This window comes from Herbaspirillum sp. C9C3 (assembly GCF_013359625.1).
Lineage (GTDB): Bacteria > Pseudomonadota > Gammaproteobacteria > Burkholderiales > Burkholderiaceae_D > Herbaspirillum.
Genome location: NZ_JABFMQ010000012.1, coordinates 126,399 through 140,243, shown reverse-complemented (window position 1 = coordinate 140,243; position 13,845 = coordinate 126,399). Strand labels below are relative to the sequence as shown.

15 protein-coding genes are annotated in these 13,845 nt (G+C 63.6%); 4 read left to right on the top strand and 11 right to left on the bottom strand.

Annotated elements, in window-relative coordinates:
• From HNO82_RS13410 to ypfJ, 5 genes are all read right to left on the bottom strand, one after another.
• Positions 1–1,409 (bottom strand): NarK family nitrate/nitrite MFS transporter (locus HNO82_RS13410; protein WP_249777000.1); only part of this gene is annotated, 1,409 nt, incomplete at its 3' end.
• A 25-nt stretch (positions 1,410–1,434) separates the two neighbouring features.
• The gene (locus HNO82_RS13405) at positions 1,435–2,679 is read right to left on the bottom strand and encodes an MFS transporter (RefSeq protein ID WP_175344055.1); all 1,245 of its coding nucleotides are present in this window, start codon (positions 2,677–2,679) and stop codon (positions 1,435–1,437) included.
• 140 nt (positions 2,680–2,819) lie between these two features.
• Positions 2,820–3,104: a hypothetical protein gene (locus tag HNO82_RS13400; RefSeq protein ID WP_175344054.1), complete on the bottom strand. Its 285-nt coding sequence runs from the start codon at positions 3,102–3,104 to the stop codon at positions 2,820–2,822.
• A 14-nt stretch (positions 3,105–3,118) separates the two neighbouring features.
• Positions 3,119–3,499, bottom strand: a complete 381-nt coding sequence (locus HNO82_RS13395; RefSeq protein ID WP_175344053.1) for an MAPEG family protein — start codon at positions 3,497–3,499, stop codon at positions 3,119–3,121.
• Between the two features lie 31 nt (positions 3,500–3,530).
• Positions 3,531–4,412, bottom strand: a complete 882-nt coding sequence (ypfJ, locus tag HNO82_RS13390; RefSeq protein ID WP_175344052.1) for a KPN_02809 family neutral zinc metallopeptidase — start codon at positions 4,410–4,412, stop codon at positions 3,531–3,533.
• 240 nt (positions 4,413–4,652) lie between these two features.
• Between ypfJ and HNO82_RS13385 the strand changes: the two genes are divergently transcribed.
• On the top strand, positions 4,653–7,118 hold the full coding sequence (locus HNO82_RS13385; RefSeq protein WP_175344051.1) for an acyl-CoA dehydrogenase: 2,466 nt from the start codon (positions 4,653–4,655) through the stop codon (positions 7,116–7,118).
• Positions 7,119–7,173: 55 nt separating this feature from the next.
• A complete protein-coding gene (locus HNO82_RS13380; protein ID WP_175344050.1) occupies positions 7,174–7,674 on the top strand; it encodes a nucleoside 2-deoxyribosyltransferase in 501 nt (166 codons plus the stop codon).
• 4 nt (positions 7,675–7,678) lie between these two features.
• Here HNO82_RS13380 and HNO82_RS13375 read toward each other — a convergent pair whose 3' ends face one another.
• On the bottom strand, positions 7,679–8,275 hold the full coding sequence (locus HNO82_RS13375; RefSeq protein ID WP_175344049.1) for a peroxidase-related enzyme: 597 nt from the start codon (positions 8,273–8,275) through the stop codon (positions 7,679–7,681).
• A gap of 241 nt (positions 8,276–8,516) precedes the next feature.
• Here HNO82_RS13375 and HNO82_RS13370 point away from each other — a divergent pair, with 241 nt between their 5' ends.
• Both HNO82_RS13370 and HNO82_RS13365 read left to right on the top strand, forming a co-directional pair.
• Positions 8,517–9,143 carry a PadR family transcriptional regulator gene (locus HNO82_RS13370; RefSeq protein WP_175344048.1) on the top strand — a complete coding sequence of 209 codons (627 nt, stop codon included), beginning with the start codon at positions 8,517–8,519 and terminating at the stop codon, positions 9,141–9,143.
• A gap of 34 nt (positions 9,144–9,177) precedes the next feature.
• On the top strand, positions 9,178–9,504 hold the full coding sequence (locus HNO82_RS13365; RefSeq protein ID WP_175344047.1) for a DUF3861 domain-containing protein: 327 nt from the start codon (positions 9,178–9,180) through the stop codon (positions 9,502–9,504).
• A gap of 31 nt (positions 9,505–9,535) precedes the next feature.
• On the opposite strand, the gene sbcB is transcribed toward HNO82_RS13365, so the two are convergent.
• The 5 genes from sbcB to HNO82_RS13340 all read right to left on the bottom strand — a co-directional run bounded on the left by sbcB (position 9,536) and on the right by HNO82_RS13340 (position 13,583).
• On the bottom strand, positions 9,536–10,972 hold the full coding sequence (gene sbcB, locus HNO82_RS13360; protein WP_175344046.1) for an exodeoxyribonuclease I: 1,437 nt from the start codon (positions 10,970–10,972) through the stop codon (positions 9,536–9,538).
• Positions 10,973–11,110: 138 nt separating this feature from the next.
• Entirely contained in the window at positions 11,111–11,734 is a 624-nt protein-coding gene (locus tag HNO82_RS13355; RefSeq protein WP_175344045.1) for a YqhG/Tai3 family protein, read from the bottom strand.
• Between the two features lie 229 nt (positions 11,735–11,963).
• The gene (locus HNO82_RS13350; RefSeq protein ID WP_175344044.1) at positions 11,964–12,533 is read right to left on the bottom strand and encodes a YqhG/Tai3 family protein; all 570 of its coding nucleotides are present in this window, start codon (positions 12,531–12,533) and stop codon (positions 11,964–11,966) included.
• Between the two features lie 203 nt (positions 12,534–12,736).
• On the bottom strand, positions 12,737–13,039 hold the full coding sequence (locus tag HNO82_RS13345; RefSeq protein WP_008331444.1) for an antibiotic biosynthesis monooxygenase family protein: 303 nt from the start codon (positions 13,037–13,039) through the stop codon (positions 12,737–12,739).
• A gap of 127 nt (positions 13,040–13,166) precedes the next feature.
• Positions 13,167–13,583, bottom strand: a complete 417-nt coding sequence (locus HNO82_RS13340; protein WP_008331443.1) for a DUF2721 domain-containing protein — start codon at positions 13,581–13,583, stop codon at positions 13,167–13,169.
• Between the last annotated feature and the right edge of the window lie 262 nt (positions 13,584–13,845).

The window sequence follows — 13,845 nt, the reverse complement described above, 5'->3', positions numbered from 1 at the left end:
GGGGGCAACCCTCCGGGAGAGGCCGCCAAGCGTCGCCTGCCGTTGTTGCAGCTCCCGTAGTACCACCAGGTGATCAGCATGCAGCTGGCATAGAAGCCCACGAAAATGAACATGGCCATGTCGGGCGCGCCGGTCATGCGAATGGAGGTGCCGAAGCTCTGCGGGATGAAGAAGCCGCCATAGGCGCCGATGGCACCGGAGAAGCCCAGCACGGCGGCCGATTCCTTGGCCGCATCCAGGCGCGCCTGCTGCAGGGCAGCTTCGCCTTGGCCTTGGGCGGCGCGTTCACGCTCGGTCTGGAAGATCAGCGGGATCATGCAGAAAGTCGAGCCATTGCCCAGGCCGGTCAGGATGAACATGACAATGAAGGACACCAGGAACAGCGCGAACTGGTGCGTATGCAAGGCCGGCAGGATGCCCAGCAGGATGGCCAGGCCCATGGCCAGGAATACCCACAAGGTCAGGCGCGCACCGCCGATGCGGTCCGACAGCATGCCGCCCAGCGGACGCGCCAGGGCACCGGCCAGGGGGCCGAGGAAGGCGTATTGCGCCACCGCGACCTCGGGGAATTCGGCCTTGATCAGCATCGCAAAGGCCGCCGAGAAACCGATGAAGGAGCCGAAGGTACCCACGTACAGCCAGCACATGAGCCAGTTGTGCTTGCGCTTGAAGATCACCGCCTGGTCGGCCAGCGAGGCGTGCGCCGAGGCGATGTCATTCATGCCGAACCAGGCCGCCAGGGTGGCCGCGACGATGAAGGGTACCCAGATGAACCCGGCATTGGCCAGCCAGAAGGTGCTCTCCACACCGCTCTTGGGATCATGGAAGAGGAAACCCTGACCCGATATCGAGGCCGCGAACACGGCCGAGGAAATCACCATTGGTGTGACGAACTGCACCACCGACACGCCCAAGTTGCCGATACCGGCATTCATGCCGGTGGCGTAACCCTTGCGCGCCTTGGGGAAGAAAAAGCTGATGTTGGCCATGCTGGAACTGAAGTTGCCACCGCCCAGCCCGCACAGCAGCGCCAGTCCCAGCAGGGTGGAATAGCTGGTGCTCGGGTCCTGCAGTGCCAGGCCCATGCCGATGGCCGGAATCAGCAGGCTGGCGGTGGAAATGGCAGTCCACTTGCGGCCACCGAAGACCGGTACCAGGAAGGAATAGAAGATACGCAGCGTGGCGCCCGAGAGCGCCGGCAAGGCCGTCAGGAAAAACAGCTGGTCCTTGCTGAAATGGAAGCCCGCCTTGTCCAGGTTGGCCGCCACCACGCTCCATAGCATCCAGACCGCGAAGGCCAGCATCAGGCAGGGGATCGAGATCCACAGATTGCGACGGGCGACGGCTTGGCCCTGCTTGTGCCAGAACTCGGGGTTTTCCGGTTCCCAGCGTTGTAATACGTGAGTCATGATGAGTCCTTGTCAGAGGAAGGGATCAGTGGGCTTGCGGCGCACTGGAGGTCATGGTCGTCTCGCCACGGAACTGGAAGTGCATCCATACGAGCGAGCAGCAGACCGTGCCGTAAAGCAGCATGAAGCAGGAGCTGCGTACGCCCGTGAGGTCGAGCGCGATGCCAAAGAGGATGGGCAGGATGAATCCGCCCAGCCCGCCGGCCAGGCCGACGATGCCGGAGACGGCGCCGATGTTGCTGCTGTAGTCGTCCGAGATGAACTTGAAGACCGAGGCCTTGCCTACGGCCATGGCCACGCCCACCACGAACAGCAGCACCGTGAACAAAACCGGGTTCAGACCGAGGTGGAAGGTCTGCGGGCCGCTTACGGTCAGGATGGTGAAATCGGTCTGCGGATAGGACAGCAGGAAGAACGCCACCCAGCAGATCCACATCACCCACCAGGTTACCTTGCTGGCACCGTACTTGTCGGAGAGCCAGCCGCCCATGGCGCGCAGCACACCGCCCGGCAGCGAGAAGCAGGCGGCCAGCAGGGCGGCGTGCTTGATATCGAAACCATATTCGGTGACGTAGTACTTGACCATCCACAGGCTCAGGCCCACGTAGCCGCCGAACACGACCGAGTAATACTGGCAGTAGCGCCAGACCTTGGGCTCCTTGAGCATGCGGATCTGGTCGATGAAGCGGGTATCGGACGCCACCTGGTGGCTGGGATCGGTGGAGGAGCAGAACCAGAAGATCAGCGCCGCTATCAACATCAGGCCGGCATAGACCTGCGGCACCAGGGCCCAGCCGCCAGCGGCGATGAGGGCCGGGGCGATGAACTTGTTGACCGCCGCGCCCGAGTTGCCGGCGCCGAACACGCCCATGGCCAGACCCTGGCGCTCCTTCTTGAACCAGCGCGCCACATAGGGCGTACCGACCGAGAAGGAGCCACCGGCCAGGCCCACGAACAAGCCCAACACCAGGAAATGCCAGAAGGCGGTGGCATAGGAAATCAGCCAGATCGGCACGATCGTGCAGAGCATCAGGATGAAGAAGACGATGCGGCCGCCGTAGCGGTCGGTCCAGATGCCCAGGGGCACGCGGATGAGCGAACCGGTCAGCACCGGCATGGCGGTGAGCAGGCCGAATTCGGTTTCGTTCAGGTGCAGGGTATTCTTGATGGGAATGCCGATGACCCCGAACATCACCCAGATGGTGAAACAGACGGTAAAGGCCAGCGTACTGGAACCCAGTACGCCATAGGCCCGGCTTTGGTCGGACATGAAGCCTCCTGCGGATGGTGATCGATGCAGTCCAGCTTATCGATCACGGCGGGCAGGCAACATTGGTCCGACGGTGAGGAAGGTGAAGGAAAAAGGAGGAGGGGGGAGGCCGGAAGAACTAGTTCTTCCGGCCAGGCAGCTCAGCTTGCTGCCAGCGTCTGCTGCGCCTTGTCCAGCCAGGTGGCGAGGCTGTCGGTGAGATCCTTTTGGCTGAAGGAGCAGCTTTCCTCGGTGAAGAGGCTGCCGGCTTCGAGTCGCGCCAGCAGGTCTTCGGCGACCTGGCGATAGCGGGCGGGCAGGGCGTTCATCACCTCTTCCTGCGCGCGCCAGGTGCTGCACAGGGTGGCGATGTCGCCACGCCCTGCGCGCAGGGCGTCCAGGGCATCGCGCATGAGGGGCAGTCGGGAGGCGGCGGGGTGGTTCATCGAGGGCTCCTCTCTCAGGTACGCGCAGCAATGACGAACAGCGCGATCACGCTCAGATAGCCGATGATCCACACCGCCGAACGGGCCGAGGGTTTGTCCGCCAGGTACAGCACCGTGTAGAGGAGGCGGGCGGCGATGAAGGCCAGTGCGGCGATGTCGATCTGCCCTTGCGGCGCGCCCACTTGCTGCGCCACCAGCACGGCGGCGGCGAAGAAGGGGAAGGCCTCGAAATGGTTGCGATGCGCATAGTCGGCACGGCGGCGCACGCCGGTCTGCTTGTCCAGCCAGGCGCGCGGTTCGGCATTGTCGAAGTCGCGTCGGCCATACTTGGCCACGGCGATGGTGAGGACCGGCATCAGGCCGGCCACCAGGATGCACCAGTAGGATAGGATCATGCCTTGCGTCTCCTTGTTGTGAAATCAGAGGTCAGAGGTCCTTGGCAGCGAAGGTGTTGCAGGCGCTGACCTTGCCTTGGGCAATGCCGCGCTTGAACCAGCTCACGCGCTGCGCCGAACTGCCATGGGTGAAGGAATCCGGTACGACCACGCCGCGCGCCTGGCGTTGCAGGGCATCGTCGCCGATGGCCGAGGCGGCATGCAGGGCGTCTTCGATATCGCCTTCTTCGAGAATGTGGCGGGCCTGGTTGGCATGATAGGCCCAGACTCCGGCAAAGCAGTCGGCCTGCAACTCCAGTCGCACCGACATGGCATTGGCCTGCTTCTCGCTGGCATTGCGGCGGGCCGCATCGACCTTGTCGGAAATGCCCATCAGGTGTTGCACGTGGTGCCCCACTTCATGCGCGATCACATAGGCCTGCGCGAAATTGCCGGAGACCTTGAAGCGCTGCTTCATCAGTTCATAGAAAGACAGGTCGATATAGACCTTCTGGTCACCGGGACAGTAGAAGGGACCGGTGGCGGTCTGGCCGGTGCCGCAGGCGGTGGGCGTACTGCCGGAGAAGAGCACCAGCTTGGGCCGCACGTACTGCTTGCCATTGCTGGCGAAGATCTGGCCCCAGGTATCTTCGGTGTCGGCCAGGACGGTGGAGACGAAGCGCGCCATCTGGTCGTTGGGCGAAGGCTTGTGGGAGGGCGCCTGCTGCTGCACCGGCGCTGGCGAGCCACCGCCCGAGAGCAGGTTGAGCATGGTCAGTGGATTGATGCCCAAGAAGTAGGAGGCCACCAGGGCCACCGCAACCGTGCCCAGCCCGATGGAACGTCCGCCGAAGCCAAAGCCGCCGCCCCCGCCGCCATCCTCGCCACGGCGATCTTCCACGTTGTCGCTTTCGCGATTGCCTTCCCATTTCATGATGTGTTCTCCGCTGCTGCACGCTGCAATGCCGGGATTGTAATGGATGGCATGGGCGGCGGCTTGTCCGGCGTTGTCTGACCGGGGCAGGCTGCACTGTCCGATTGCGCCGGATGAGCTGGCGCGGTAGGGTGAGGCGACCGGCTAGCGGGATGTCGGCTTGGCGCTGCCGGCATTCGGTGCCACACTGTGTCACGGCCTGCACCCCTCATCCGCAATGACAACAGCACAGGAGGCGACATGATCATCTGGCTCATTCTTCTCATCGCCAGCGCACTGGCCCTCATGATGATGCGCGCGGGCGCCTGGATCTGGCTGGTGGCCGAGGCTGTCCTGATCTGGCTGGGCGCGCGCCTGGCCGGTATTGAATTGCCGGTGCTGGTGCTGCTGGCCATCCTCTTCTTTACGCCGACGCTGCTGGTGGCCATCAAGTCCGTGCGTCAGTCGCTGATGACGCGCCCGGCACTGGACCTGTTCCGCAAGATCATGCCCGGCATGTCGGCTACCGAGCGCGATGCCATCGAGGCCGGCACCGTCTGGTGGGATGCCGAGCTGTTCTCGGGCAAGCCGGACTGGAAGCGCCTCTTCGAGCTGCCCGCACCACGCCTGACGCCGGAAGAACAGAGTTTCCTCGACAACGAGGTCGAGCAGTTGTGTGCCATGGTCAGCGACTGGGAGACCAGCGTGAAGACCCAGGACCTGCCGCCCGAAGCCTGGCAGTTCATCAAGGACAAGGGTTTTCTGGGCATGATCATTGCGCGTCAATATGGCGGCAAGCAGTTCTCGGCCTATGCGCATTCGCAGGTGGTGATGAAGCTGGCCTCGCGCAGTTCGGCGGCGGCCATCGCGGTGATGGTGCCCAATTCGCTGGGCCCGGCGGAGTTGCTGCTGCATTACGGGACCGAGGCCCAGAAGAATCATTACCTGCCGCGCCTGGCCCAGGGCCTGGAAATTCCCTGCTTCGAGCTGACCAGTCCCTATGCGGGCTCGGATGCGGCGGCCATTCCGGATGTGGGCATCGTCTGCAAGGGCGAGCATGAGGGGCGCGAAACCCTGGGCTTCCGGGTGACCTGGAGCAAGCGCTACATCACCCTGGCACCGATTGCGACCGTGCTGGGCCTGGCCTTCCGCGTGCGTGATCCGGATGGACTGCTGGGCAGCAATGCCGAGCCGGGCATTACCTGCGCCCTGATCCCGACCGCTCATCCGGGCGTGATCACCGGACGTCGCCACTGGCCGCTCAATGCCGTCTTCCAGAACGGGCCGACCGAGGGGCGCGATGTCTTCATTCCGATGCAATGGGTGATCGGCGGTGCCGAGCAGGTCGGACGCGGCTGGCGCATGTTGATGGAATGTCTGGCGGCAGGGCGGGCGATTTCTCTGCCTTCCTCCAGCGTCGGCTTCTCCAAGCTGGCCGTGCGCGGTACCAGTGCCTACACCGCCATGCGACGCCAGTTCAAGATCGAGATCGGCAAGTTCGAAGGCGTGCAGGAAGCCCTGGCGCGCATGGGCGGGCATCTCTACATGATGGATGCCACGCGCCGCTTGTCGGCACTGGCGGTGGATGCCGGCGAGAAGCCTTCGGTCATCTCGGCCATTTCCAAGTACCACGTCACCGAGCGCGGGCGCATGGTGGTCAATGACGGCATGGACGTGATCGGCGGCAAGGGCATCTGCATGGGGCCGGGCAATTTCCTGGCGCGGGTGTACCAGCAGGTGCCCATTGCCATCACGGTGGAGGGCGCCAATATCCTGACGCGCTGCCTGATCATCTTCGGCCAGGGCGCCCTCCGTTGTCATCCCTATGTGTTGCAGGAACTGGCCACCGCTGCTGACGAGGACCGCGAACGCGCCGTGCAGGAATTTGACCGGCTGCTCTTCGCCCACCTTTCCTTCGTCGCGGCCAATGCGGCGCGCAGCTTCGTGGGCGGCATCAGCCGTGGCTGGCTGCTGCCTTCCTCAAGTCATGCGACAGGCGCCACGCGAAGCTACTTCCGCGCGGTGGTGCATCTGTCCTCGGCCTTTGCGTTGCTCACCGATGTGAGCATGGGCGTACTGGGCGGCACCCTCAAGTTCCGTGAACGGATGTCGGCACGGCTGGGCGATGTGGTCTCGCAGCTCTATCTCGTCTCTGCGGTACTCAAACGCTTCGAGGACGAGGGCCGGCAGGAGGAGGATCTGCCCTACGTGGACTGGTCGGTGCAGGATGCGCTGCATCGCGCCCAGGAAGCCATCATCGAGGTCTTGCACAACTTCCCCAATCCGGTCATCGCGCTGCTCTTGCGGGTGCTGATCTTCCCGCTTGGCCGGCTCTACCGCCAGCCCTCGGACGTGCTGGGCACACGCGTGGCCAAGGCCATGCAGACGCCGGGCGAGAGCCGCAACCGGCTGGTGGCCGATGCCTATGTCCCGCGCGATGGTGACCCGCTGGCCTGCGGCGAGAAAGCCTTCATGCTCACGCCGGTGGTGCAGCAACTGGAGCATAGGCTCAAGGCCGACATCAAGGAGGGCAAGCTGCCGCCGATGCCGCAGAGCCTGCTGGAAGTCCCGGCCTGGAGTGCGCTGGCGCTGGAACGCCAGCTGATCTCGCAGCAGGAGAAGGACGCGCTTGATGCCTTTGCCCGCTATGGCGACCAGAGCGTGCAGGTCGATGACTTCGGCGCAGATTTCGATCGCGCGGAGATTGTGGCGCAACTGCGTTCATGAGGAGATGAAGGTTTGCGTTATCCTGCCGGTTCCCGCGTATTCCACAGGATCAACCATGACCCCGCAGCCTCGCATCTACCTGGCCGGCCCCGATGTCTTCCAGCGCGATTATGCGCAGCACAAACTGCAGATCAAGCGGTGGTGCGCCGAACTCGGGCTGGTCGCCCTGTGCCCCGGTGACGACGAGGTCAGCGGCGACAGTAAGGCCGAGGTGGCGCGCCGCATCTACCAGATCAATGTGGCCCTGATCGACTCCGCCGATTACGTCGTGGCCAATGTCTGCGATTTTCGCGGGCACGAACCCGACTCGGGCACGGTCTTCGAGATCGGATACGCCGTCGGGCGCGGCAAGAAGGTGTGGTGCTACAACACGCCGGCGCAGGACCTGCTGCATCAGGTGCCGCAAGCCGAACCGGGTTACTGCCGCGCAGGCATGCTGATCGAGGATTTCGGACTGCCGCGCAATCTCATGCTGGCGCATGCCGCCGAACTGGTGCAGGACGGTCTGCACGCCTGCCTGCAACGGGTGGCGCGCTGGCACGGCGGCCAGCGCTGATGCTTCATTGCGGGCTCAGGCGTCCCATCAGGTAGAACTCTTCATTGGGCCGCATGCTGGTCACGTTGGCCAGCCGGTTTGACATGCCGAAGAAGGCCGCGATGGCGGCCATGTCCCAGGCGTCTTCCTCTTCCCAGCCATGCGCCTTGAGCGTGGCGAAATCCTCATCATTCACAGCCCAGGCGCTGGCCGAGACCTTCATGGCGAACTCCAGCATGGCCTTCTGTCGCGCGCTGATGTCGGCCTTGCGGTAGTTGATGGCGACCTGGTCGGCCAGCAGCGGATCTTTGGCGCGGATGCGCAGGATCGCCCCATGGGCCACGACACAATACTGGCACTGGTTGGCGTTGCTGGTGGCCACCACGATCATCTCGCGCTCGGCCTTGGTGAGCCCGCCGGGTTTGTCCATCAAGGCATCGTGATAGGCGAAGAAGGCGCGGAATTCATCCGGCCGATGCGCCAGTACCAGAAACACGTTGGGGATGAATCCGGACTTTTCCTGCACGGCCAGGATGCGGCTGCGGATATCCTCCGGCAGCGTATGAAGATCGGGGATGGGGAAGCGGCCAATGGGCGCATTGGGGGTGGTGGCTTGGGGCATGCGTGTCTCCTTGTTCATTTGTTGTGGGTGTGATGTCAAGACCTTAGCACTTCTGGCCCGCAGCTAATGTCGCCGGACTGACGGTGAAGCTTTTTGCTTCATATTGCCCTCAGAATACTATTTGAAAATATTATTAAGATATATCTTGAAATGCAGATGATTAAGATATATCTTGGCTATATCGATCGACACGCAGCGTGCGTCAGTCGCTGCATTGGCAACCTGACAAGAAGGAAACACCATGTTCAAGCATTTATTTCATCAACCCGGCCAACCCGGCCACGGCCCCAAGCACCAGCGTCACGACCGTGGGCATCATGGCGGCGGCCTGTTCGAAGACGGCGAGCCGCGCGGTCCGCGTGGCCATCATGGCCCCGGCGGCCGTGAAGGCGGCGGACGCGGCGCGCGCATGTTCGAGCAGGGCGCCTTGCGCATCGTGATGCTGCATCTGCTGCAGGAAAAGCCGCGCCACGGCTACGACATCATCAAGGCCATCGAGCAACTGGTGGGCGGTGGCTACAGCCCCAGCCCTGGCGTGATCTACCCGACCCTGACCCTGCTGGAAGAAATGGGCCATGCCTCGGTGCAGGGCGAGGAAGGCGGCAAGAAGCTCTACACCCTCAGCGCCGAGGGCCGAGCCTATCTGGAAGAACAGGAAAACGCCGAGCTGCTGCAGCAGGTGCTGCGCAAGTTCGAGCTGCGCCGCCAGGAACGTCCCGACGCCGATTCGCCCGAACTGCGCCGCGCCGTGCAGAACTTCCGCATGGCCCTACATACGCGCCTGGCCAAGGGCAAGCTGGCCAAGGAAGAACTGCATGCCATCATCGACATCATCGACCGCGCCGCCGTGGCGGTGGAGCGGGTCTGAGCCGGCGGTTTCAGAATTTGGAAAGGAACTTCATATGAGAGAACATCGCTACCGCATCACCCTTGAGCACCTGGCTACGGCCTCGGAGGGACAGCCCTTGCACGCACCCCTGAGTTTCGAGGCGGGCAACCATGACGATCTCTTCACTATCGTCTCCCGCCTGCGTGGCAACGGGCAATTCGACAGTGACACCAGCGCGCAGCTGGCGCTGGGCTTGAAGCTGTTCGGGGAAGTGATCCTCAAGAACCGCAAGCATCCGCTGTTCGAGGAGATCGGCCCAGCCTTGCGCGACTTCATCATGAAGCTGAAGTCGCAGGGCAAGGCCGCCGGCGCAGCGCAGGGCGAACCTGCCGCCGAATAAGAGTCAAGAGGCGCGCCTGCGCGCCTGCTGCTTACTGATTGGCCGGTGCAATCATCTCCGCATAGTCATACAACGCACCGAGGATGTCCTGGGTGCGTTCGTCATCCGCCTCTTCCTGCAACTGGTCGATCTGCTCGAACAGCTGCGCGACGGTGCGTGCACCACCGGCACCCTCGAACAGGCGTGCGGCACGGTGTTCTTCCCAGTGCTGTGCTTCCTCGGGACTCAAGGTCTCGGGGAAGTTGCGGGCGCGATAGCGGAACAGGATTTCATTCAATCGCCTGTCATCGAAGGCCACGCTGGCACCAGTCAGTGCCTGCCCCGGCAGGGCGCGCAGCTGCGTGAGCTGGCGGCGGTCAGCGTTGCCGATGAAACCGCCGTACAAATCTTCATCCACGTCCACCGGCCCTTCCTGCTCGCGCTGGTAGACCTCGCGCCACAGCGGACTCAAATCGGGCAGGGCGGCGGCCTTTTCGGCGTGGCGCAGGGCTGCGTCCACATCGATGTTCAATTGGCCGGCGCGCTCGGCGGAGAGCGTCTTGAGACTACCCACCACCATCGGCGACTTGTTCAGGTGAATGCTCTTGACCGGCAGTCGGGTCATGCCCTCCGGCAGTTCATCACGCCGGGTGAACATGCGTTCGCGCACCGTGGCCGCATCCATGCCCGCCAGTTCGCCGGGGTCATGGCCGAGATCCCAGGCGATCACTTCATTCTTGTTGGTCGGGTGCATGCCCAGCGGCCACATCAGGGCCAGGCAGCCATTGGCCACGGGGAACATGCCCGACGCATGCAGGAAGGGTCTGGCCGCCGGCAAGCCGATTTCGGCAGCTGCCTTGTCCTTCTTGTGCAAGGCCAGGGCGAAGTCGAACAGGCGCGGGTTGTGCTGGCGGATCAGGCGCGCCAGCGCGATGGTGGCGCGCACATCGGAGAGTGCGTCGTGTGCGGCGTCGTGGGCCAGGCCATTGGCCTTGGAGAGGTGCTCCAGCTTGAAGCTGACGCTGCCGTCTTCCTTGGTTGGCCACTGGATGCCCTCCGGGCGCAGCGCATAGGTCAGTCGCACCACGTCCAGCAAATCCCAGCGGCCGCAGCCGTTGGCCCATTCGCGGGCATAGGGATCGATCAGGTTGCGCCAGAACATGAAGCGTGTGACTTCATCATCGAAACGAATGGTGTTGTAACCCACGCCGATGGTGCCGGGTTCTCCGAGCGCCTGCTCGATGCGGGCCGCAAATTCGTGTTCGGCCATGCCGTGTTCCAGACAGTGCTGCGGCGTGATGCCGGTGATCAGGCAGGATACCGGGTCGGGCAGGTAGTCCGGGGCCGGCTTGCAGTAGATCATGATGGGTTCGCCGATCTCGTTGAGCTCGGCATCGGTACGCACGGCGGCAAACTGCGCAGGCCGGTCGCGGCGCGGCACGGCGCCAAAGGTTTCGTAGTCGTGCCAGAGGAAGGTGTGATTGGACATCGCAGCGGGCTTCTGAGGGAATCGCGCGATTATAGAGCCTTGTGTCGCCCTTGCCAGCATGCAGAGCGGCAGGGCGCGGGACGAAGTCGGATTCTTGCGAGGCGCCGCAGCGCCACAGCGGCCGTTACCGGCCCGGGCTCATTTCTCCGGGGCGGCAGGCGTGGCGGGGGCCAGCGGTACCATCGGCGCTATCGGCGCGGCGTCGCGCTGCAAGACCTTGCGCAGGGCATCCTGTAACGTGCCGCTGCGCATGGGCGCATTGCCACCGGCGTACTCGATGTTGTCGATGACCCAGCCGCGGGCATCACGGGCCAGCATGAGCTTGTCGGTCCATTTGACCGGGGATTGCAGTTTGGCGTCGCTGAAGATCAGCTCCACGGCACAAGTGGCCTCGCGCTCCTGCGCTTCGCAGCGGACCACCCGGAAGGTGGAGGCACCATTCGGATTGCCCGTCAACAAATCCCCTTGCACCAGCGGCGGCAAGGGCTCGGCATCAGGATCGGCCGCCTGCTCGGCTGTCGACTGCGCCACGCGGGCCTCCTGGGCCACCGAGACATCCTTCAACAGGTCGAACAGCGGCACCGACAGGAAACGGCGGAAGGTAATCAGTTCCCTGAGCGTCAGCGCGCCCGAGGGACGGTTCGAGGCATGGGTCTGGTAGAACTCCGTGACCAGTTCCTTGGCCTTGCCCTCTTCATTGGCCGAGCAGGCTGCAAGCAGCAGGCTGGTGGCGACCATGAGTGTCTTACCGATCCGCTTCAATCCGATTCTCCCTGGGCCAGGCGCAGGATGGCGCTGGCGTGTTGTTTCGTGGTGCTATGGTCATTTTGCTATTTTTTGGCGTGCCCTTGCGCAGTCAGCCAGGCGGGCGCAAGCCGCCCAGCATGCCAGAGCCATATCTTAAGCGTCCGGTCGCAACAGGAAGGCCGGGAACACATTGCCAAAAGGGCGCCAATTCCGCCGCCGGGGTGCGACGGCGAGCCGCCTCGGCTCATTGGGCCTGGTCGATGGCGTCGTTGAGGTTGTCGCTGAGGTATTCGCGCTGGGAGGACTGGTCGTTGCCGATGAACTCGATATCGTCGATGCGCCACTGGTGTTCCTGGCGCACCAGCAGGATCTTGTCGTTCCAGGACTCGTCGGCACCCTCGTTCTGGTAGCGGAAGGCGACCTGGCAGGAGGCGCGGTCGGTATCGCTGTCGCAGGACTGCACTTCAAAGGAGGTGGCGCCTTCGTAGAGCGAGGTGAACAGGTCGCCCTCGATGAGGGGCGCGGCCTGCGGGCCGGCCACGCTGTGATAGCGCACGTCGGCGGCTTCGGCCCGGCTCAGCAGGGCGTAGAGGGCGCGGCTGACCAGCGGCTCGAACTGCTTGAGTTCCTCGGCCGAGGGCAGGCCGGGGGCGCGGTTCTTGAGGTGGATACGGTAGAAGTTGCCGATCACCTCGGCCTGCTGCCGTTCGTCACCGCTGAAGTTGTTGCAGCCGGACAGGGCCAGCAGCATGCCCAGTGCACAGGCGCCGGCGCGCAGATGGCGTGGGGTGGGTAAGCGGAGCAGTGTGGTCATTCTGGTGTTCCTGCGCACGGTGCAGACCGGCGCTGTTGTCATGGCGGCGCATCATCGGTATGCGGCCTGCGGGGGCGGCTCTTTGGGCCGGCCCCCGGGCCTGCCCCTTAGTCAAGGGCAGGCCGGAAAACGTTCCGCAGCACCGGGTCGGGTGGCGCAGCGGGTATCCGGTGGGCGATGGGCGCGCCCGGCGCGCACCGGTCTTACGCGGATTCGGTCAGCAGTGCGAAGTGCTCCACCTGCGGGGCACCGGCGAAGAAGGGGCCGACGATGCCGCGCCATTCGGTGAAGGCGGGCGATTCACGGAAATCCACGGTATGGTTTTCCAGGGTGGCCCAGTACACCATGAGCAGGTAGCGCTCGGGCGATTCGATGCCTTTTTGGACCTTGTGGCCGAGATAGCCACGGGCCTTGCTGATGGTTTGCGCCAGGCCGCGCTGGATGGCTTCGTCGAATTCTGCTTGCTTGCCGGGTTGGATGCGGATGTCCGCCAGTTCCAGGATCATGTGGGTCTCCAGTGCATAGTCGAGGGATGCCCGAGAACGGCCATCTACGAGGCCGGCCGGGCGCTCGATTATTACATGTTCGTCCGATGCCGGCTTTCAATGGAATCGTGCCATGAATGAAAAGCTTTCATTGGACGGGGAGGCTCCCTTTTTCCAGCTTCTGGGCCATGTCTTCCAGGGTGATCTCGATGGCGCGCGTGCTGATCATGATTTCCCACAGCGACACCAGCAATGACAGCACCAGCAGCATCAGGCTCAGGCCGAACAGCACCTCGGCCCAGTGATTGCGATCCACGAAGATCAGGTACATCGAGATGGCGCACATGATGAAGCTGGACACGCCCAGTGCCTGCATGTAGCGGGTCAGCACGATGCGTTTGCGCAGATTGAGGATCTGCCGGATCACCAGCCCGCGTTCATCGTTCTGTCCCTGGTGCTGCAGGTTGCGGATCAGCTGCGCCAGCACCAGGAAGCGGTTGGTATAGGCCAGCAGCAACAGCGAGGTCGCGGGGAACAGCAGGGCAGGGGTGGTGAGGTTGATCATCGACATGGCAGGGAACAATCGGGGACGTGATTCTAACCGCTCCCGAGGCGCAAGAAACATGCCCGGGAAAGGTCGCCGGCGTTTGCGCAAACGGGCGATCTGTTTTGGGGCGTCAGGGTGGTGCAGGCGCGCTTTTTGCACCGCCGGGCAGCAGCGCGCCGGGGCGGCCGAAATCTTTTACGGATTTATTTTTGCGGGGCAGCGCCGCAGCAATTGTTATTTGTGCGGTCGCTCAATACACTAGCCCCCGTTCCACATCCAC

Excerpts from the sequence above, each read along its gene's own strand:
- HNO82_RS13350 (WP_175344044.1), bottom strand. The coding sequence starts at position 12,533 with ATGACCACACTGCTCCGCTTACCCACCCCACGCCATCTGCGCGCCGGC.
- HNO82_RS13380 (WP_175344050.1), top strand. The coding sequence starts at position 7,174 with ATGACCCCGCAGCCTCGCATCTACCTGGCCGGCCCCGATGTCTTCCAG.
- HNO82_RS13405 (WP_175344055.1), bottom strand. The coding sequence starts at position 2,679 with ATGTCCGACCAAAGCCGGGCCTATGGCGTACTGGGTTCCAGTACGCTG.
- HNO82_RS13370 (WP_175344048.1), top strand. The coding sequence starts at position 8,517 with ATGTTCAAGCATTTATTTCATCAACCCGGCCAACCCGGCCACGGCCCC.
- ypfJ (WP_175344052.1), bottom strand. The coding sequence starts at position 4,412 with ATGAAATGGGAAGGCAATCGCGAAAGCGACAACGTGGAAGATCGCCGT.
- HNO82_RS13400 (WP_175344054.1), bottom strand. The coding sequence starts at position 3,104 with ATGAACCACCCCGCCGCCTCCCGACTGCCCCTCATGCGCGATGCCCTG.
- HNO82_RS13375 (WP_175344049.1), bottom strand. The coding sequence starts at position 8,275 with ATGCCCCAAGCCACCACCCCCAATGCGCCCATTGGCCGCTTCCCCATC.
- HNO82_RS13345 (WP_008331444.1), bottom strand. The coding sequence starts at position 13,039 with ATGATCCTGGAACTGGCGGACATCCGCATCCAACCCGGCAAGCAAGCA.
- HNO82_RS13365 (WP_175344047.1), top strand. The coding sequence starts at position 9,178 with ATGAGAGAACATCGCTACCGCATCACCCTTGAGCACCTGGCTACGGCC.
- HNO82_RS13340 (WP_008331443.1), bottom strand. The coding sequence starts at position 13,583 with ATGATCAACCTCACCACCCCTGCCCTGCTGTTCCCCGCGACCTCGCTG.
- HNO82_RS13385 (WP_175344051.1), top strand. The coding sequence starts at position 4,653 with ATGATCATCTGGCTCATTCTTCTCATCGCCAGCGCACTGGCCCTCATG.
- HNO82_RS13395 (WP_175344053.1), bottom strand. The coding sequence starts at position 3,499 with ATGATCCTATCCTACTGGTGCATCCTGGTGGCCGGCCTGATGCCGGTC.
- sbcB (WP_175344046.1), bottom strand. The coding sequence starts at position 10,972 with ATGTCCAATCACACCTTCCTCTGGCACGACTACGAAACCTTTGGCGCC.